This is a genomic window from Streptomyces sp. x-19 (assembly GCF_046549115.1).
GTDB lineage: Bacteria > Actinomycetota > Actinomycetes > Streptomycetales > Streptomycetaceae > Streptomyces > Streptomyces albulus_C.
Genome location: NZ_JAJPWK010000002.1, coordinates 452,810 through 471,270 on the forward strand (window position 1 = coordinate 452,810; position 18,461 = coordinate 471,270).

An 18,461-nucleotide genomic window follows, 5' to 3' on the forward strand; every position below is an offset into this window, starting at 1 on the left:
TGCAAATTTCTGCGGTATGGTTATCGTCGTGGTAACTCGACTTTAGAGCGCAGTCAGCGATGGCGGCCTAGTACTTGCGATGACTCTTTGTCGTGGCGGAGACAATGGCGTCTGTGGGTAGCTGCGCCTCCTGAGGGGGGCGACCCATGTGTGCTGAAGTGACCCCGAATTGTCCGGTGGGGAATGGAAGGGACGTCGTGGGTCCCGGGTTTGTGTACCGCCGCGCCGGCGGCGCCGCAACGCGTTGAGGGTCATCTCTGCGATGCTGGCGCCGCTCGCCCTTGTTAGGCGGCCCTGCTAGTCGCCTTGCTTATCGAGATACAGGGGGTGCCGGTCCCTCGGGGGCAGGCTCATCGTCAACTGGCGCCGGCAGGCGGCCGAGGCGGCTGTCGGCGATGCGGAGGGTGTTGGCGAGGGCGGCTGTGGCGCGGAGGAGGGTTAGGCGGAGGAGGAGGGGGCCGGCGGCTTCGTTGTGGAGGGTGGTCTCCGCGTCGGTGTAGGCGATGGCGGCGTTGCGCATCTGTTGGGATTCCATGCGGTCCGCTTTGCGGGTGAGGTAGCCGTGGCCGTCGCCGGAGGGGGCGAGGTAGCAGGGGCGGCCGTCCCACGTCGACCAGGGGAGCAGCCGGAGCGCGGAGCCCGGTTGTTGGGGGTTGTCGGGGTCGTAGGTCATCGCGAGTTCGTCTCCGCGTGCGTCGTGGGCGGGCCTGTGGATTCCCCCTCAGCGTTGCGTCACTGCGCGTAGGCTCGCAATGGACCGACGGTGACGAAAGGGATGTCACGAGGGGGTACGCACGCATGAGCAATACGTATGGCGAGTGGCTGCGGCAGCAGCGGGAGCTGTCGGGCCTGACGCAGCAGCAGTTGGCGGATGTGGCGATCATGACGCGTTCCCATATCGCGCACATCGAGGCGGGGCGGCGGGTGCCGTCGAAGGACGATGCGAGAAGGCTGGACCAGGCACTCAACACCGGGAACGTGCTGAGCAGTTTCCGGCCAGCCGACGAGGTGACGGTTGCTGAGCGCTTCTCGGATGCGCTGGAGCTGGAGCAACAGGCCACGATGATCTGGGAGTTCGCGAGTGCCCTGGTGCCGGGCCTCTTGCAGACAGGCAGATACGCCCATGCCGTCATGCGCACGGCCTTCCCGCCGTGGGGAGAGGAGGAACGTGACCGGCTCGTCCGCACGCGGCTGGGACGAGCGAAGATCCTCGACAACCCGGTGACGCCTGTCATGTGGGCGGTGTTGGACGAGGCCGTTTTGCGCCGGCCTGTCGGCGGACCGGACGTGATGGCAGAGCAGATCATGCACTTGGTCAGCCTGGGAGAGAGCGGCCGGGTCCGAATCCACGTGTTGCCGCTCGCCCAGGGCGCCGCGACCTTCATGCAGGGGCAGTTGAAGCTGATGTGGTTCTCGGACCAGCCACCGGCGGGCTATACCGAGGGCGTGTCCAGCAGTTTCCTGCATGATTCGCCGGCCGTAGTCCAAGGACTGCACAGCAAATACGCTCTGGTGCTGAGTGATGCACTACCGCTGAAGCAGTCACTGGCTCTGATGAGGGCACAAGCGAAGGAGTACGAACACCATGGCTGAGAGCGCTGTTCCGAGTGCCGCCACGTTGAGCGGCTGGCGTAAGTCGTCGTACAGCGACAACGAGGGGGCCGACTGCATCGAGGTCCTCGACCACCACCCCCACGGCACCCCCGTTCGTGACTCCAAGAATCCGCGTGGGCCGGTGATCGTTGTGCCGGCGGGGGCTTGGGGGGCGTTCGTGGGTGCCGTGAAGGGTGGGGTGTTCGGGTTGCGTTAGTTAGCCCAGTACGCGGCGCAAGGAGGCCAGGGCCGTGGTCAGTTCGGGCTCGGTGATGGTCAGGGGTGGGGCCAGGCGGATGGTGGAGCCGTGGGTGTCCTTGACGAGGATGCCCTCGGACATGAGGCGTTCGCTGATGGTGCGGCCGGTGCCGAGGGCGGGGTCGATGTCGATGCCGGCCCAGAGGCCGCGAGTGCGGAAGGCCGTGACGCCGTGGCCGAGGAGTTCGGTGAGGCCGGCGTGCAGGACCTTGCCGAGGTCGGTGGCGCGGGACTGGAACTCGCCGGTGGCGAGGAGGTCGATGACGGCGGTGCCGACGGCGGCCGCCAGGGGGTTGCCGCCGAAGGTGGAGCCGTGTTGGCCGGGGCCGAGGACGGACATGACCTCGCGGCGGGCGACGACCGCGGAGACCGGGACGATGCCGCCGCCGAGGGCCTTGCCGAGGAGGATGACGTCGGGGACGACCCGTTCGTGTTCGACGGCGAGGGTGGTGCCGGTGCGGCCCAGGCCGGACTGGATCTCGTCGGCGATGAAGAGGCAGTTGGCGCGGGTGGTGGCGGCGCGGACGCCGGCGAGGTAGCCGTCGTCGGGGATGATGACGCCGGCCTCGCCCTGGATGGGTTCGATCAGGACGGCGGCGGTGGTGTCGTCGAGGGCGGCTTCGAGGGCGGCGAGGTCGTTGTAGGGGACGGTGCGGAAGCCGGGGGTGTAGGGGCCGAAGCCGGCGCGGGCGTCCTCGTCGTCGGAGAAGCTGACGATGGTGGTCGTGCGGCCGTGGAAGTTGCCGGTGGCGACGACGACGGTGGCGCGGTCGGCGGGGACGCCCTTGACCTCGTAGGCCCATTTGCGGGCGAGCTTGATGCCGCTCTCGACGGCCTCGGCGCCGGTGTTCATGGGGAGGACCATGTCCAGGCCGGTGAGGCCGGCGAGGCCCTCGGCGAACTGCGCGAGGCGGTCGTGGTGGAAGGCGCGGGAGGTCAGGGTGAGCGCGTCGAGCTGGCGGTGGGCGGCCTCGACGAGCGCCGGGTGGCGGTGGCCGAAGTTGAGGGCCGAGTAGCCGGCCAGCATGTCGAGGTAGCGGCGGCCCTCGACGTCCTCGACCCAGGCGCCCTCGGCGCGGGAGATGACCACGGGGAGGGGGTGGTAGTTGTGGGCCAGGACGGGCGCCTCGGCCGCGATCAGGGCGGCGGAGGAACGGCCGGTGGCGGTGCGGGCGTCGGGGGACGTGGTGGGTGCGGTCGTCATGGGCGCAGCTCCTGGGTGCAGCACTTGATGCCGCCGCCGGCCTTGTGGAACTCGGAGAGGTCGACGGGGACGGGGACGTAGCCACGGGCGGTGAGTCGTTCGATCAGCTGGGTGGCCTGGGGCGCGATGAAGACGTGGCGGCCGTCGGAGACCGAGTTGAGGCCGAAGGCGAGGGCGTCGTCGCGGGTGGCGAGGACGGCGTCGGGGAACAGGCGGCGCAGCACCTCGCGGCTGCCGGGGGAGAACGCCTCGGGGTAGTAGGCGACGGCCGCGCCGCCGGTGTCGCCCGCCGCGTCGCCGCTGCCCAGGCCGTCGTCGAGGACGAAGAGGGCGGTGTCCAGGTGGTAGAAGTACGGGTCGGTCAGCTGGAGGCCGATCACCGGGAGGCCGAAGTGCTCCTGGACCTCGGCGTGGGCGGCGCGGGTGGTGCGGAAGCCGGTGCCGGCGAGGACGTAGCCGCCGACGGGGACGAGGTCGCCCTCGCCTTCGCAGGGTGATTCGGGCCGGTAGAGGTCGTAGCCGGCGGCCTTGAACCAGATCTCGTACTCGCGGGATTCCGGGCGGCGCTGCGGGGCGCGGAAGAGCGAGCCGAAGGCGCGGCCGCCCACGACGACCGCGCAGTTCGCCGCGAAGACCATGTCGGGCAGGCCGGGGGCGGGCTGGACGGTCTCGATGGTGTGGCCGTGGTCGCGGTAGGCGCGGACCAGGTCCTCCCACTGGGCCAGGGCCAGTGCGGTGTCGACGTCGGCGTCCTCGCGCATCCACGGGTTGATGGCGTACTCGACGGCGAAGTGGGTGGGCCGGCAGAGCAGGTAGCGCCGGGCGCGGGGGGTGCGGTGCACCGCGTTCAGCAGTGCGCCGCCGGGCTGGGTGGTGGGCACAGAAAGGGCCTCCGCTTCCTGGGATCCGTTTCCACTGCCCGCCGGGTGACGGACCGTGAGTGGTCGTCACCGGGGGCAATTCACGGTACGGAGCGGCCGATTCTGGCGACAAGAAATGAATGCTGCGCAGATACGCAGGAATGGTGCGTGTACGGGGCGGTTACCGCTGGTTCGCTGCGCGGGTCTGTGGGTGGGGCACACTCCGGGGGCGGTCGGCGGGCCGGGCGGGGGCGGGCACGTCGGTGCGGTCGGCGGGGCGGCGGGCGCCGGCCTCGGGGCTGTCCGGGAGGAGGTGCGAGAGCACCATGTAGCTGATCGTCTTGCGGATGAACGGCTCGGTCCGGATGCGTTCGAGGACCTCTTCGAAGTGCTCGACGTCGGTGGCGCGGACGTGCAGCAGGGCGTCGGCGCCGCCGGTGACGGTCATCGCGGCGGCGATCTCCGGGTGGTTGCGGACGACCTCGGCCAGCCGGCGGGGCGGGGCGGCGCTGTCGCAGTAGACCTCGACGTACGCCTCGGTGAGCCAGCCCAGGGCGGCGGGGCGGACGGTGGCGGAGAAGCCGGTGATGACGTTGTTCTCGCGCAGGCGGTCCACCCGGCGTTTGACGGCGGTGGGGGAGAGGCCGATGGCCGAGCCGATCTCGGCGAAGCTCGCCCGGCCGTTCTCGATCAGCGCGGCGACGATCTTGCGGTCCAGCTCGTCGAACGACGCGGACTTGGTGCTCATGGGGCGGCCCTTTCTTCCTCTCCCCTCCCGTCCCCCGGGTCGCGGGGTTGAGGTCACGGTAACGGGGGTGACGGTTGGTGGCGCAGCGCCCGGCCCCGGCGGGAAACTCCCAGGTCAGGCATTGGTGCAGGTCAGTATGGGTGGCGTAACTCTGCCGTAATGGGGCGTGCTCTAGCGTCGGGGGCCCGGCGGTCGCCCGTAGGGGGTCGGCGCGGGCGGCGTGACCGGGAGTCGAGGAGGGCGGGCATGGACGCGGACGGCGGCGGAGACGGCCGGGACGGGGCGCTCGCGCGCGGCGGCGACGCGGTCGGCGACGGGCTGACGCGGGCCGACCGGGCGCGGCGGGTGGCGCACGTGCTGCGCGGACAGGTGCTCCAGGGCGCGTTCCCCGGTGGCGTGCTGCCCGACGAGCGGGCCCTGGTCGCGGAGTTCGGCACCACGCGCAACACGGTCCGGGAGGCGTTGGGGCTGCTGCGCGACGAGGGGCTGGTGGAGCGGCGGCGCGGGGTGGGGACGGTGGTCGTCGGCCGGGCCTACGAGCACCCCTTGGGAGAACTGTCGGGGCTGGCGGAGGTGTTGCAGCAGCACGGGACGGTGGTCAACGAGGTGCGGGCGGCGCGCACCGTGCGGGCGCCGGGGGCGGTGGCGCGGCGGCTTCAGTTGCCGGCGGACGGCCAGGTGGTCTATCTGGAGCGGCTGCGCCGGGTGGACGGGATGCCGCTGTCCTTGGACTGCACCTACCTCATCCCCGAAGTGGGCGAACCCCTTCTGGCGTTGGGGCGCGAACGGTTGGAGAGCCGGGACGTCTTCGACCTGATCGAGAGCGCGGCCGGGCGGCCGTTGGGATCGGCGGAGGTGGCCGTGCGGGCGGTGGTCGGGGACCCGGCGACCTGCGGGGTGCTGGCGATGCCGGGCGGCGGCGCGGTGCTGGCGGTGGAGCGGTTGACGCGGCTGGCGGACGGGCGGCCGGCCGACCTGGAGTTCATCCACCTGCGGGGGGACCGGTTGACGCTGCGGGCGCGGCTGGACCGGGTCCGGGAGGGGTGAGCGGGATGCCGGACCGGTCGGCCCCGCGGGGGCCGTTGACCGTCGCGATGTGCCTGTGCGTGACGTTGGTCGTCGGCATGGTCTCGGCGGTCAACCTGGCCATCCCGGACCTGTCCGCCGGGCCGCTGCACCCGTCCGCCGGGGCCGTGGTGTGGGTGGTGGACGGCTACGTGGTGGTCTTCGCCTGTCTGCTGGTGCCGGCCGGGGCGCTCGCCGACCGGCGCGGGCGCAAGGGCACGTTGCTGTGCGGGATGGGCGTGTTCGTCGTCGGCTCGGCGGTGTGCGCGGTGGCACCGCACGTCGGGGTGCTGATCGCGGGCCGGATGCTCAGCGGGGTGGGGGCCGCCGCGGTGCTGCCGAACACCCTGGCGCTGCTGGTGGACGGGTTGCCGGACGGGCCGCGCCGCCGGGCGATCGCGGTCTGGGCGGCGATGACCGGGCTCGCCGCGGTGCTGGGCAACGTGGGCGGCGGCGCGGCGATCGAGTACGGGAGCTGGCGGGCGCTGTTCGTGTGCGTGGTGCCCATCGCGTCGGCCGCGCTGGTGCTGGTGGCCGTGGTGGCGCCGGTGGCGGGGCGGCATCCGGGGCCGGTCGCGCCGCTGGCCGCCGCCCTGTTCACCGGCGGGTTCCTGGCCCTGCTGAACGGGATCGTCAGCGGGCCGCAGGACGGGTGGCTCCGCCCGTGGGTGCTCGGCTCCCTCGTGGCGGCCGGGCTGCTGCTGACGGCCTGGGCGCGGCGCGAACTGCGTTCCGCGCGGCCGCTGTTGGACCCGCGGATCTTCGCCCGGCCCGCGGTCCGGGCGGGGGCGGTCGGGATGGCGGTGCTGTTCCTGGGGATGTTCGGGCTGTTCTACCTCAACGGGCAGTACCTCCAGTACGCGAAGGGGTACGGGCCGTTCGGCGCCGGGGTGCGGCTGCTGCCGATGGCGGCGGCGCTGTTGGCGGGGCCGCGGTGCGGGCTGGTGCTGGAGCGGTGGTGCGGGCGGCGCGGCGCGGTGGCCGCCGGGATGCTCGTCCTGGCCGCCGGGCTCGCCACGGTGTCGGCCGCGGACGCCCGCACGCCGTACGCGCTGTACGCGGTCGGGGCCGGGCTGACCGCGCTGGGCTGCGGGACCGCGACGCCGCTGCTGTCGCACGCGATGATGTCGGCGCTGCCGCCGGAGGCCGCCGGGGTCGGCTCCGGACTCCAGAGCCTGACGCGGGAGTTGGGTAGCGCGCTGGGGATCGCGGTGACCGGGACGCTGACCGCCGCGGTGTTCGCCGCCCGGCTGCCGGCGCCGCTGGCCGGGCCCGGGGGGCCGACGACGGTCGCGGCGGCCGAGGCCGCGCTCGGCGACCTGCCGGGCGGGGGTGCCCAGCTGCGGACCGCGGTGGTCGCCGCCTTCACCGGGGGGCTGCACGTGGCGACGCTGGTGTTGGCGGCGGGGGTGGCGTTGGCGGCGGGCGCGATCTACCGGTGGATGCCGGAGGCGGAGCGGGTGGCAGCGGCGGAGGCACGCACGTAACTCACACGAGGTAACCGGTCGTGCGCGAGGCGTAAGGGGTGTGCGCCGGGGACAGATCGCAGGCGGTCTCCCGGAAGGGCCGGGAGCGAGAGGGAGGGGAAACCCCATGCGTCGTCGCAACGCCCTGATCGCCGCTGCCGCCGCCGCGCTCATGACGCTGGCCCCGCTGGCCGGTTCGGCCCAGGCCGCCAAGCCCGCGGGCGCGGCGACGCGGATGCAGGAGGGCCGCTATCTGATCGTCAGCGAGAACCCCGAGGTGGGGAAGTTGACCTTCGCGCCGTTCACGGTGCCGGTCTTCCCGCCGATCTTCTTCATCGTCGGCTCGCACGACAAGGACCTGAAGGAGCAGTGGACGGTGCGGCCGGTGGGGGACGGCGCGTTCAGCATCAACTCCACGACGCGCCCAGGGGCGCACTGGTCGGTCCGCGGCGACTCGATCGTGGCCTCCGAAGGTGACCGCGGCGCGTTCGCCGTCGAGCCGGCCGGCGAGGGCACGTACCGGATCCACGTGCCGCACGAGGACGCGGTGGCCACCTTGAACGCGGCCGGGCGCGAGCAGCTCCACCTGCAGCCGGCGAACGGATCGGCCTCGCAGCGCTGGCGGTTCGTGCGCGTCGGCGAGTGAGACCCGGCGGGGCGCGTCCGGTCGGTCCGGGCGCGCCCCGTCCGCGCGGCTACCGCGGCTCGACCCGCTGGATCTTGGCCCGCTCGACGACCTTCGGGCCCACCTCGGCGGCGCGGGCGACCAGGGCGCGGGCGTCCCAGTCGGTCGGCCAGCCCTCCCACAGGCGCAGCCGGCCGGCGACCACCACGGCGCGGATCTGGTCGCGGCCCGCCAGCCGGACGAGTTCCCAGCGCAGGTCGTAGGAGGGGGTGAGTTCGGGGACGGCCAGGTCCACCAGGAGGTAGTCGGCGGCCTTGCCGGCGGCGATCTGGCCCGTGACGCGGCCCAGCCCGAGGGCGTCGGCGCCGCCCGCCGTGCCGTGCTTCAGCCACAGGTCGCCGGCGCCGCACACCGAGTCGCCGGTGGCCAGCCCGTAGGTCAGGCGCTGGGCCGACTCCGCCGCGTCCACGAGCCGGAAGCCGTCGCCGCGGGTGCCGTCGGTGCCGGTGCCGAAGCGGATGCCCAGCGCGGCCCACATGGTGGCCTGCGCGACGGCGTTGCCCTTCCAGGCGCTGGCCACCGGGTTGTAGCTGATCGCCGCGCCGGAGTCGGCCACCTGCCGCATCTCCGTGGGGGTGAGCAGGGTGGCGTGCGCGCCCAGCGTGTGCGGGCCGAGGGCGCCGAGGTGGTGCAGGTAGTCCACCGGGCGGCGGCCGACGCTCTTCAACGAGCGCTCCACGGAGGCCAGGTGCTCGTTGACGTGGATCTGGAGCACCGCCCCGGCGTCGGCGCACAGGTCCGCGGTGTGTTTGATGACCGGGCCGGTGGCGTCCTCGGGGACGGCGATGGCCAGGGACGGGTGGACCAGCGGATGGCCGTGCCAGCGTGCGAGGTGGGCCGGGCCGCCGGTCCCGTTCGAGACGATCTTGCCGAGGACGCAGCGGATGCCGACCTCCTCGGTGGCCTTGGCCAGCGCCGCCACGTCGACCGGTGCCCGGGTCCCGGCGTCCGCGACGGTGGTGAAGCCGCCGCGCAGCGCCTCCAGGGCGGCCAGTTTCGCCGACAGGTAGGCGCTCTCCTCGTCCAGGGCGTGTTCCAGCGGCTCCCAGACGGTCTTGAAGATCTCCGACGGCTGGCCGAACGCCTGGGCCTTGCCGAAGCTCTGGGTGAGGTGGTGGTGCGCGTCGACGAAGCCGGGCATCAGCAGGTGGCCGTCGAGGCGGACCGGGGCGGGGCCGCCCCGGTGCGCGGCGAGGAGCCGGGCGGCCGGCCCGACCTCGCGGAAGGTGCCGTGCTCGATCAGGACGGCGTGGTCGCGCACCGGACCGGTCGGCAGCAGCACGACCTCCGGGAGGAGGAGTTGCCGCTCGCCGGCGAACTGGTCGGGGCGCAGCGCGGGGTGGGCGTCCGGGCGGGGCGTGGCCCGGGTGTCGGAGCGGGGCGCGGCCGGGGACTGCGCGTACGCGGCGCCGGCGCCGGGCCCGCCGAGCAGGCCGCTGGCGCCCGCACCGGTCAGTCCGGCCACGCCGGCGAGGAAGCCGCGCCGGGCGAAACCGCCGCGGGTGGCGCTCCCTTCGGGCGGTGTGCCGGGTGTCGCGTCGGGCGCGTCCGCGCGCCGCGCGCCGTCAGCCGTCGTACCGTCCGTCGTCGCGCCGTTGGTCCGTGCGCCCGGACACTCGCCGGGGTGGTCCGTCCCGGACTCCGGGGCCGTGTGGCCCTGCTGCTCGTTCGCCAACCCGCTCGCCTGCTTCCGTCACCGCGTACATAGGCGCGGCCGCCCCGGAACCGGGCGGCCGCGTTGGGTGGCCTGACCCTAGGACCAGCCATAAAGCGGAACAAGACTTTCGACATACGGGATTTGGCGAGGTCGGGGGGTGGGTGGCGCAACCTCCCGGGGCGTTGATCGCGTCCCAGCTCACGGCGTGTGTCGAGGTCCCGACCGGTGGCGTAACGTCGCCGAAACACGCCCCGCGGGTCGGCGGTCGGGCCACGGCCGAACGCGTGAGCGCCGCATGGGATCCTGGTGCGTCGTGTGCCCGCCGGGCGGCCGGCGTGCCCACGGCGACACGGGGTGGACGTCCGCCGACGGCGGCGGACGGGTTGGTGATACGGGTGGACGTGCGGCGATACATGGGTGCATCGATGAGACTCTGCTTCCTGGTGGAGGAGCAGTACCGCCACGACGGCATGCCGCGGGACGTGATCGCCCAACTCCGGGCCTGGGGGCACCAGGTGGACGTGGAGTGGCCCGGCCGTTCGATGATCCGGATGTCGGAACTGTCCGAGGTGGTGGCGGCCGGGCGGCACGACGCCTGGGTCCTCAAGACCGTCTCCGGCGGACCGGGACTGACCCTCCTGGAGGCCGCGGCGACCACCGGGCTGACCACGGTCAACGACGTCCGCGCCATACGGGGCGTGCGGGACAAGGCGCTGGCCGCGGTGCTCGCGCGCAGCGGTGGGTTGCCGGTGCCGATGACGTACGCGGCGGCCCGGGCCGAGGAGTTCGCGGCGGTGCCGGAGGCCGAGTACCCGCTGGTGGTGAAGCCGGCGGACGGCAGTTCGGGGCGGGCGGTGCGCCTGGTGGAGCGGCCCGAGCAGCTGACCGCGGGGGGCGTTGCGATGTCCGACGGCGCCGACGGCGGCATGCTGATCGCGCAGCCCTACGTCCCCAACTCCGGTACCGACCTGAAGGTCTACTGCGTCGCCGGCGAGCTCTACGCGACCGAGCGCCGCTCCCCGCTCCACCCCGACCAGGCCGTACCGGAACGGCAGGTTCCGTTGCCGGCCGAGGTCGCCCGCATCGCCACCGAGGTGGGCGCGGTCTTCGGGCTCGACCTGTACGGGGTGGACGTGCTGCTGGGCCCGGACGGGCCGATGGTGGTCGACATCAACGACTTCCCGAGCTTCCGGCAGGTGCCGGACGCGGTCGCCCGGGTCTCCGCCGCGGTGCTGCGACTGGCCCGCCACGGCACGGCGTGCGCACCGGCGGGGACGGTGCCCTTCATCGGCCACCAGCGCGGTCCGTGGCCCGCGGCGGAGGCGGTCGGAGGCGCGCGGTGAGGATCGGGATGATCAGCGCGGAACCCGGGCACCCGCTGCTGTCGGCGACCGCGGCGGTGCTGCGGCGGGACGGCCACCGGGTGGAGTTCGTCGCCCCGGACGGCACGCCGCTCGACCCGGACGGGCGACCGGCCGGGCGGGCCGCGCCCGGCACCCCGGCCGACGTCTACCTGCTCAAGGCGCGGACACCGGAGGCGCTGACCACCGCCGCGCGGCTGGCGGACCGGGGGGTGCCGGTCATCAACTCGGTGTCGGCGACCGAGGGTTGCCTGGACCGGGTCGAGATGGCGGAGCGGGCGCGGGCGGCCGGGCTGCCGTTCGCGGAGACCCTGCGGGTGGCGACGGTCCGCGAACTGGCGGCCGGCGGGGCGGACCTCGACTACCCCCTGGTCCTCAAGAGCCGCCGCAGCCGCCGCGGCGACCTCGTGGCGCGCGTCGGATCGCCGGCCGAGCTGGCGGAGTGGGCCGCCGCCCGGCCCGACGAGCCCGTGGTCGTCCAGGAGTTCACCGCCAACAGCGGCTGGGACCACAAGCTGTGGATCGTGGACGGGCAGCCGTTCGCCGCCCGCCGCCGCTCCGAGCTGTCCCCCGGCGGCCGCGGCCCGAACCGCCCGCTGCCGCCCGCCGCCCTGCCCGCCGCCTGGATCGAGGCCGCACTGCACGCCGGCGAGGTCTTCGGCCTGGAGGTGTACGGCGTGGACGTGCTGCACCTCGGTGCCGGCGCCGCGCTGTTCGTGGACATCAACGCCTTTCCTGGCATCCGCGGCCAGGCCGGCGCCCCGGAGACGCTGGCGGCACTGGCGCTGCGCCGGGCCGCGGCCGGTGACGTTCGGTGACCGGAAGGGCCCGGCCCGGACGGTCGACGTCCCCCACGAGACTCCCCCTATAGCTCACACGCCCCAGAAGTTACACCCCCACCCCTCCAACTCAACTCGAAAGAGTGCCAGTTCAGCGCCGGTATGACGGCTGAGGTCTACGGCGCTGACGCCCGGGGTAGGGCTGGCGCCGTCAGAGGGGGTGCTTTGGCGCGCCCTCCTTCCGTGCGCACCGTCCGTACGGAGGGGCACCAGTATCGGGAGAGGCCACCAACGGTGACGCAGTCACAGTCCCACCCCGCGGCGCAGCCGTTCACCCTGCCGCACTTCTACATGCCGCACCCGGCGCGGCTGAACCCGCACCTGGAGGCCGCCCGGACGCACTCCCGACAGTGGGCCCGGCAGATGAACATGCTGGAAGGCTCCGGCATTTGGGACCAGCGGGACCTGGACGCCCACGACTACGCGTTGCTGTGCGCCTACACCCACCCGGAGTGCTCCGAGGAGGCGCTCAACCTCGTCACCGACTGGTACGTCTGGGTCTTCTTCTTCGACGACCACTTCCTGGAGGAGTTCAAGCGCACCCTGGACCGGGAGGGCGGCAAGGCGTACCTCGACCGGCTCCCCGCGTTCATGCCGATGGACCTGGACACGCCCATGCCGGAGCCGACCAACCAGGTCGAGGCGGGGCTGGCGGACCTGTGGCGGCGCACCGTGCCCGCGATGTCGCTGGACTGGCGCCGCCGGTTCGCCGAGAGCACCGAGAACCTGCTCAACGAATCCCTCTGGGAACTCTCCAACATCAACATCAACCGGATCTCCAACCCGGTCGAGTACATCGAGATGCGGCGGAAGGTGGGCGGCGCCCCCTGGTCGGCGGGGCTCGTGGAGTACGCCACCGGCGCCGAGGTCCCGGCCGCCGTCGCCGGCTCCCGCCCCCTGCGCGTCCTCAAGGACGCCTTCTCCGACGCCGTCCACCTGCGCAACGACCTCTTCTCGTACCAGCGCGAGATCGAGGACGAGGGCGAACTGAGCAACGGCGTCCTGGTGCTGGAGACGTTCCTGAACTGCACCACCCAGGAGGCCGCGGACGCCGTCAACGACCTGATCACCTCGCGCCTCCAGCAGTTCGAAGACACCGTCTTCACCGAACTGCCCACGCTCTTCGCCGACCAGGGCCTCGACCCGGCCGGCTGCGCCGCCGTGCTCGCGTACGCCAAGGGCCTCCAGGACTGGCAGTCCGGCGGCCACGAGTGGCACATGCGCTCCAGCCGCTACATGAACGGCGGCGGGGCGGGCGAACCCGGCGGCACCGCGGCCCCCTGGTCACCGCTGGTCTTCGGCGGCCTGGGCACCCAGGGCCTGGGCGCGCTCGCCACCGGGGCGCTCGGCCTGGGCACCTCGGCCGCGGACCTGCCGACCGCGCTGCGCACCGCCGGCGCCCAGCGGGTGCGCCGCCGCAGCCACGCCCCCCACCAGCCGGTCGGACCGTCCCAACTCCCCGACTTCGTCATGCCGTTCAGCACCACCCTCAGCCCCCACCTGGCGGCGGCCCGGCGCAACGTCGTCACCTGGGCGCAGCGGATGGGGCTGCTCCAGCCGCAGCCCGGCGTGCCGTTCTCCGCCATCTGGGACGAGGACGCGCTGGTCCGCTTCGACTTCGCGCTGTGCGCCGCCGGCCTGCACCCCGACGCCACCCTCGACGAACTCGACCTGGGCACCCAGTGGCTGACCTGGGGCACCTACGCCGACGACTACTACCCCGCGGTCTTCGGCCGGACCCGCGACGTCGCCGGCGCGATGGCCACCACCAAGCGCCTCTCCGCCCTGATGCCCGTCGACACCGCCGACCGGGCGCCCGAAGCGGCCAACGCCCTCGAACGCGCCCTCGCCGACCTGTGGACCCGCACCGCCGGGCCGATGGCGCCGGACGCACGCCGCACGTTCAAGGCCACCGTCGACGCCATGACGGCCAGTTGGCTCTGGGAACTGGACAACATGGTGCTGCACCGCGTCCCGGACCCGGTCGACTACATCGAGATGCGCCGCGCCACCTTCGGCTCGGACCTCACCATGAGCCTGAGCCGGCTCGGACACGGCCGCCAGGTGCCGCCGGAGGTCTACCGCAGCGGCCCGATGCGCTCCCTGGAGAACGCCGCCGCCGACTACGCCTGCCTGCTCAACGACGTCTTCTCGTACCAGAAGGAGATCGAGTACGAGGGCGAGGTCCACAACGGCGTCCTCGTCGTGCAGAACTTCTTCGACTGCGACTACCCGACCGCGCTGGCCATCGTCCACGACCTGATGACCTCCCGCATGCGCGAGTTCCAGCACATCGCCGCCCACCAACTCCCCATCCTCTACGACGACTTCAAGCTCTCCGCGGAGGCCCGCGGCACCCTCGACGGCTACGTCAAGGAGCTGGAGAACTGGCTCGCCGGCATCCTCACCTGGCACCGCGAATGCCGCCGCTACCGCCCCGAGTACCTCCGCCACCACCCCGGCACCACGGGCTGGAACCCGGGCGCGACGGGGCTGGGGACATCGGCGGCGCGGGTGCCGGCCGGGGCCTGAACCGGCCGGGGTGCCGGTTCGGCCTCGCGCGGGACCAGGCTCAGCGGCGCAGCGTCGTGCTGCGCCGCAGACCGGACAGCTTCTGCGGGTTGCGCACGGAGTAGAGCCCGGTGATCAGGCCGTCGTCGATGCGCACCGCCAGCACGGTGTCGATCTGCCCGTCGAGCCGAAGGAGCAGCGCCGGACAACCGTTGACCTGCGTCAACTCCAATACCCGCGTGCGGAGGTTGTCCAGCCCGGCGGCCAGGACGGCGGCGACCGCATCGGCCCCGACGGCGGGGGCGAGCGCGGCGCGGGCGATGCCGCCGCCGTCGCCGAGGAACACGACGTCGGGCGCGAGGACGTCGAGCAGGGGTTGCAGGTCACCGGTGTTGATCGCCCGCCGGAACGCCGTCACGGCGTTCCGGGTGTCGGCCGGTGAGGCGGACCCTCGTGGCCGTCGGGCCGCGACGTGGGCCCGGGCCCGGTAGGCGAGTTGGCGGACCCCGGCCGGGGTCCGCTCGACGGCCTCGGCGATCTCCTCGTAGTCCAGGGCGAAGACCTCGCGCAGGACGAACACCGCCCGCTCGACCGGCGCGAGCGTTTCGAGCACCAGCAGCATCGCCATCGAGACGTGTTCGGCCAGTTCGACGTCGTTGGCCACGTCGGGAGCGGTGAGCAGGGGTTCGGGCAGCCAGGGGCCGACGTAGGTCTCCTTGCGGCGGCCGAGCGCGCGCAGGCGGTCGAGCGCTTGGCGGGTGGTGATCCGGACCAGGTAGGCGCGCTGGTCCCGCACGGCGTCGAGGTCGACGGTGGCCCAGCGCAACCAGGTCTCCTGGAGGACGTCCTCGGCGTCGGCGGCCGAACCGAGCATCTCGTAGGCGACCGTGAAGAGCAGGTTGCGGTGGGCGACGTACGCCTCGGTGGCGAGGGCCGCGCGGCCGGAGCGGTGCCCGCCGACGCCGCGCTCGTCAGATGTGGTCCGCGCCGATCCGGTCATGGGGATCCTGCTCTCTCTCGACGGTGTCCCCCACCCGACGCCGGCCACCGCCGTCGCGTAACACCGAACCGAGGTGGTTCAGCTCACACCGCGGCAGGTGTTATGCCGGTCCGCTGCCCGCCGTCTCGTGGTCGTTCATGCAGGCACCGCCACGAGTGAGGACCCCGCCATGGAACCCCGTTTCGACCTGAACGCCAACGCCCTCGGCGCGAAGATCGGCAAGCGCTTCGCCCACACCAGCGTCGCGATCATGCAGTCGGGCCTGCCGAGGTCGCTGATGGAGCTGGTGGAACTGCGTGCCAGCCAGCTCAACGGCTGCGGATTCTGCGTCGACGCGCACGCCAAGGAACTGGCGGCCGCCGGTGAACCCGCGGTCCGGATCAACCTGGTCGCCGCCTGGCGCGAGTCCACCGTGTTCACCGAGGCCGAGCAGGCCGCACTGGCGCTGGCAGAGGAGGGCACCCGCATCGCCGACGCCCACCACGGAGTGTCCGACGCGACCTGGGCCCTGGTACGCAAGCACTACGACGACGACCAGACCGCCGCGCTGGTCTACCTGGTAGCCATGATCAACGCCGCCAACCGGCTACTGGTGATCACCAGGACCAAGGGCGGCTCCTACCAGGCCGGCACCTTCGACGCCGCGGTGGACTGAACGGCCGGCCGGCCCCGCCCTGCCCTGCACCGGGGGGCGGGGAGGGGCCGGGGGCTGGACAGTGAGCGGTCAATGGGCCGCTGGCTGCTGGCGGCCCTTGCGCCGGCAACTGAGGCACGGGAAGGGGCACGGGGGCACCTTCGCCCCCGGAGGGATGCGCACGACTCCGGAGGCCGCAGCCAACCCCCCTTGGTGCTCCGCCGGCCACTCAGGAGGGTCCGGGGACGGCTGCTCCGCATCCGGTTGCGTCTGCGCGCTCACGGGGGCTACTGCGGGCACTTGGCGGAGTGCCGGTAGATCACGGTGGGTGGCCCAGGGAAGCACTCGATCCGGCCTCGGCGAGTCAGCTCGAACGTCCGGATCGGCTCCCGGCAGGCGAAGCACCGCTGACCCTCGGGCGCATACGTCGAGTACTCCCAATTTCCGCTGACAGTTTGCGAGTTGCATTCGTTAGTCCGGGAATGCATGCGGGTTGAAAGAGGCGCATGAGATCCGTCTGCGCCTCGATGGCCCGGATCTCTTCCTGATGCTTATGCAGGCCAGTGCGGCGGTACAGGCGCCATGCGGTCGCCTCCGTGGCAGCCTTGCGCGCGGCTTCGGTGAGGCCGGCCTTGACCTCCTCGGATACCTCCAGGGCCGTGAGGACGCGTTCAACGTCCATCACGCTGGGAGCGAGCGCTTCGTGTTCGATCTTGCTCAGCTTGCTCGGAGACATGGCGGCGCTGCGGGCGACTACCTTGGCCTGCTTTCCGCTGGCCTCTCGTAGTTCCCGCAGCGCTCTGCCGACGCTGATGCCGTTCACTCCGGCTTTACGAGAACTCTCCTGCGACGTCGAGGCGCCGACGCTCTTGGACGCCATCGCCCAGGTGGCCCGCAACATCCGGCTCGTTCCCGGGCTGCACGCGGTAGGCGTCCGGCACGACGACATGGTGACGCTGGGCGAAGCCGCGCAGCGATGTGGACGTAGCCGTCAGTCCTTGGTGCAGTTGTCGCGTGGGCAGCGTGGGTCCGGCGGCTTCCCGGAGCCGGAGGTGGAGACGGAAGGGACGGCGTTCTATTCCTGGCGCAGGATCGCCGGGTTTCTGCGCGGCCTTGGTGATGACATCCCGTCGGTCTCGCACGATCTCGTTGTCGCTGACCATGCGTTGCGTCTGGCAGATGACCTTGAGGGGCTGGACGTTGCGCCGGGCACGTTGCGGTCGCTCGGGCTGCCTGTCGAGTAGGCGACGCGGCGCACCGCCGGGCGGCGGTGGGGCCCCGGACTGCGGTGGGTCCGGGGCTCCGGCGACACCGAGTTCGGTGCGTTCTCAGACGGTCGCGGATGCGCCGTTCTTCAGCGACGTGACGAACGATTCCCAGGCGCCGACGCCGAAGACAAGGTGGGGACCGGTGGGGTTCTTGCTGTCGCGGACGGGTATGACGTCCGGTTGGCCGTCGGTGACCTCGACGCACTGGCCGTTCGCGCTGCTGTAGCTGCTCTTGCGCCAGACTACGACTTCGACGCAGTTGCCGCCCGTCCCGCTGTAGCTGCTCCTGTGCCATATGGCGCCGTCAAGGTCTCGGTTGTCCATCCCTCGATGCCTCTCTCAGTCCGTGTCGCTACAGGTGTTCCCGTACCCGGGCGATCAGGTCGAGGCTGTCCGCCGGGCTCAAGGCGATCGATCGCAGCGAGTCGAAGATGAGGGTATGTTCCTCGACCTCCTCCTCGGTCTCCATGTAGAGCATGCCGGTCCGGTGCTCGACGCACACGACGTCGGAATAGGTCGAGTTCGGGAAGCTGAACAGCACGAACGAACCGTTGAGGCCCGCGTGCGCGCCGGCTCGGTCGGGGATGACCTGGAGTTCTACGAAGGGGTGGTCGGCCACGGCCTTCAGGTGGTCGAGTTGGTTGCGCATCACTTCGCGGCCGCCTACCTGAAGGCGCAGGGCTGCCTCGGTCTCGATCACGCACACGCGTGGCGGGTCGGACCTCTCCAGGATCTCCTGTCGCTTTATACGCGACTCCACCAATGCCTCGATCTCCTCGTGGCCGAGGGCTGACGGCGGACAGGCGAGCACCGCGCGTGCGTACTCGGGAGTCTGCAACAGGCCAGCGATGAGGCTGCTTTCGTACGACCGGATGTAGTTGGCCGTTGTTTCGTAGTCGATGAAGTCGGTGAACGTGGGGCGTGCGAGTCCCACCCGGTGCACCCACCCTGCTTCCCGACTCCGTCGTGCCAGCGACACCATGTCCTCGACCAGAGCGTCGTCAACGACCGCGTAGAACCGCAGCAGATCGCGTAGTTCGCCCAGTGAGATGCCCAGGCGAGCGTTCTCAATTTTGTTGATCTTCGTGCGATGGCATCCGATGCGGTCGGCAGCCTCCTGCGGAGTCTTCCCCGCCTGCTCCCGGAACTCGATCAGCTTCGCGGCGAGGCGTCGGCGGCGAACCGTGGGACGCGTTCCGGCCATGAAGTACCCCTTCTGAACGGCTGGTTGCCCACACTAGCGTCACGATCACGTGTTGGCACTAGTGCCAATTTCACGCTTGCCAATTTCTCTAGTGCCGAGCATCCTGAG

Annotated in this window: 19 protein-coding genes; 10 read left to right on the forward strand and 9 right to left on the reverse strand. The window is 72.1% G+C overall.

Features of this window, described 5'->3' with window-relative positions:
• Window positions 1–310 precede the first annotated feature (310 nt).
• Window positions 311–673, reverse strand: coding sequence for a hypothetical protein (locus ACLJT4_RS06520; RefSeq protein WP_411121397.1), 363 nt, complete (start codon window positions 671–673; stop codon window positions 311–313).
• Between the two features lie 125 nt (window positions 674–798).
• Between ACLJT4_RS06520 and ACLJT4_RS06525 the strand changes: the two genes are divergently transcribed.
• Entirely contained in the window at window positions 799–1,593 is a 795-nt protein-coding gene (locus tag ACLJT4_RS06525) for a helix-turn-helix domain-containing protein (RefSeq protein ID WP_411121398.1), read from the forward strand.
• On the forward strand, window positions 1,586–1,810 hold the full coding sequence (locus tag ACLJT4_RS06530; protein ID WP_411121399.1) for a DUF397 domain-containing protein: 225 nt from the start codon (window positions 1,586–1,588) through the stop codon (window positions 1,808–1,810). Before ACLJT4_RS06525 ends, ACLJT4_RS06530 begins: the two co-directional genes overlap by 8 nt.
• Here ACLJT4_RS06530 and rocD read toward each other — a convergent pair whose 3' ends face one another.
• The 3 genes from rocD to ACLJT4_RS06545 all read right to left on the reverse strand — a co-directional run bounded on the left by rocD (window position 1,811) and on the right by ACLJT4_RS06545 (window position 4,663).
• On the reverse strand, window positions 1,811–3,055 hold the full coding sequence (rocD, locus tag ACLJT4_RS06535) for an ornithine--oxo-acid transaminase (RefSeq protein WP_411121400.1): 1,245 nt from the start codon (window positions 3,053–3,055) through the stop codon (window positions 1,811–1,813).
• Window positions 3,052–3,936, reverse strand: a complete 885-nt coding sequence (gene ddaH / locus ACLJT4_RS06540; protein ID WP_411121401.1) for a dimethylargininase — start codon at window positions 3,934–3,936, stop codon at window positions 3,052–3,054. The genes rocD and ddaH overlap by 4 nt, the downstream gene beginning before the upstream one ends.
• Before the next feature lie 160 nt (window positions 3,937–4,096).
• The gene (locus ACLJT4_RS06545) at window positions 4,097–4,663 is read right to left on the reverse strand and encodes an Lrp/AsnC family transcriptional regulator (RefSeq protein ID WP_411121402.1); all 567 of its coding nucleotides are present in this window, start codon (window positions 4,661–4,663) and stop codon (window positions 4,097–4,099) included.
• Window positions 4,664–4,909: 246 nt separating this feature from the next.
• Between ACLJT4_RS06545 and ACLJT4_RS06550 the strand changes: the two genes are divergently transcribed.
• From ACLJT4_RS06550 to ACLJT4_RS06560, 3 genes are all read left to right on the forward strand, one after another.
• Window positions 4,910–5,710: a GntR family transcriptional regulator gene (locus ACLJT4_RS06550; RefSeq protein ID WP_411121403.1), complete on the forward strand. Its 801-nt coding sequence runs from the start codon at window positions 4,910–4,912 to the stop codon at window positions 5,708–5,710.
• Between the two features lie 5 nt (window positions 5,711–5,715).
• A complete protein-coding gene (locus ACLJT4_RS06555) occupies window positions 5,716–7,215 on the forward strand; it encodes an MFS transporter (protein WP_411121404.1) in 1,500 nt (499 codons plus the stop codon).
• Between the two features lie 106 nt (window positions 7,216–7,321).
• Window positions 7,322–7,840, forward strand: coding sequence for an RICIN domain-containing protein (locus ACLJT4_RS06560; RefSeq protein WP_411121405.1), 519 nt, complete (start codon window positions 7,322–7,324; stop codon window positions 7,838–7,840).
• A gap of 49 nt (window positions 7,841–7,889) precedes the next feature.
• Here the strand turns inward: ACLJT4_RS06560 and ACLJT4_RS06565 are convergent, their stop codons facing one another.
• Window positions 7,890–9,554, reverse strand: coding sequence for an amidohydrolase family protein (locus ACLJT4_RS06565; protein WP_411121407.1), 1,665 nt, complete (start codon window positions 9,552–9,554; stop codon window positions 7,890–7,892).
• A gap of 407 nt (window positions 9,555–9,961) precedes the next feature.
• Between ACLJT4_RS06565 and ACLJT4_RS06570 the strand changes: the two genes are divergently transcribed.
• The 3 genes from ACLJT4_RS06570 (at window position 9,962) to ACLJT4_RS06580 (ending at window position 14,268) form a co-directional block, all read left to right on the forward strand.
• Window positions 9,962–10,879: a RimK family alpha-L-glutamate ligase gene (locus ACLJT4_RS06570; protein WP_411121408.1), complete on the forward strand. Its 918-nt coding sequence runs from the start codon at window positions 9,962–9,964 to the stop codon at window positions 10,877–10,879.
• A gap of 8 nt (window positions 10,880–10,887) precedes the next feature.
• Window positions 10,888–11,715 (forward strand): RimK family alpha-L-glutamate ligase, encoded by an 828-nt coding sequence (locus ACLJT4_RS06575; RefSeq protein WP_411121409.1) that lies wholly within the window; start codon window positions 10,888–10,890, stop codon window positions 11,713–11,715.
• Window positions 11,716–12,027: 312 nt separating this feature from the next.
• Entirely contained in the window at window positions 12,028–14,268 is a 2,241-nt protein-coding gene (locus ACLJT4_RS06580; RefSeq protein WP_411121692.1) for a terpene synthase family protein, read from the forward strand.
• Window positions 14,269–14,308: 40 nt separating this feature from the next.
• Here ACLJT4_RS06580 and ACLJT4_RS06585 read toward each other — a convergent pair whose 3' ends face one another.
• Window positions 14,309–15,247 (reverse strand): RNA polymerase sigma-70 factor, encoded by a 939-nt coding sequence (locus ACLJT4_RS06585; protein ID WP_411121410.1) that lies wholly within the window; start codon window positions 15,245–15,247, stop codon window positions 14,309–14,311.
• A gap of 169 nt (window positions 15,248–15,416) precedes the next feature.
• On the opposite strand from ACLJT4_RS06585, the gene ACLJT4_RS06590 reads away from it, so the two are divergent.
• Window positions 15,417–15,902, forward strand: coding sequence for a carboxymuconolactone decarboxylase family protein (locus ACLJT4_RS06590; protein ID WP_411121411.1), 486 nt, complete (start codon window positions 15,417–15,419; stop codon window positions 15,900–15,902).
• A gap of 343 nt (window positions 15,903–16,245) precedes the next feature.
• On the opposite strand, the gene ACLJT4_RS06595 is transcribed toward ACLJT4_RS06590, so the two are convergent.
• On the reverse strand, window positions 16,246–16,704 hold the full coding sequence (locus tag ACLJT4_RS06595) for a helix-turn-helix domain-containing protein (protein WP_411121412.1): 459 nt from the start codon (window positions 16,702–16,704) through the stop codon (window positions 16,246–16,248).
• A 46-nt stretch (window positions 16,705–16,750) separates the two neighbouring features.
• Between ACLJT4_RS06595 and ACLJT4_RS06600 the strand changes: the two genes are divergently transcribed.
• Window positions 16,751–17,125, forward strand: coding sequence for a hypothetical protein (locus ACLJT4_RS06600; protein WP_411121413.1), 375 nt, complete (start codon window positions 16,751–16,753; stop codon window positions 17,123–17,125).
• A gap of 84 nt (window positions 17,126–17,209) precedes the next feature.
• Here ACLJT4_RS06600 and ACLJT4_RS06605 read toward each other — a convergent pair whose 3' ends face one another.
• Complete coding sequence (locus tag ACLJT4_RS06605; RefSeq protein ID WP_411121414.1) at window positions 17,210–17,473, reverse strand: DUF397 domain-containing protein; 264 nt, start codon at window positions 17,471–17,473, stop codon at window positions 17,210–17,212.
• 28 nt (window positions 17,474–17,501) lie between these two features.
• Window positions 17,502–18,353, reverse strand: coding sequence for a helix-turn-helix domain-containing protein (locus tag ACLJT4_RS06610; protein WP_411121415.1), 852 nt, complete (start codon window positions 18,351–18,353; stop codon window positions 17,502–17,504).
• Window positions 18,354–18,461: the final 108 nt, after the last annotated feature.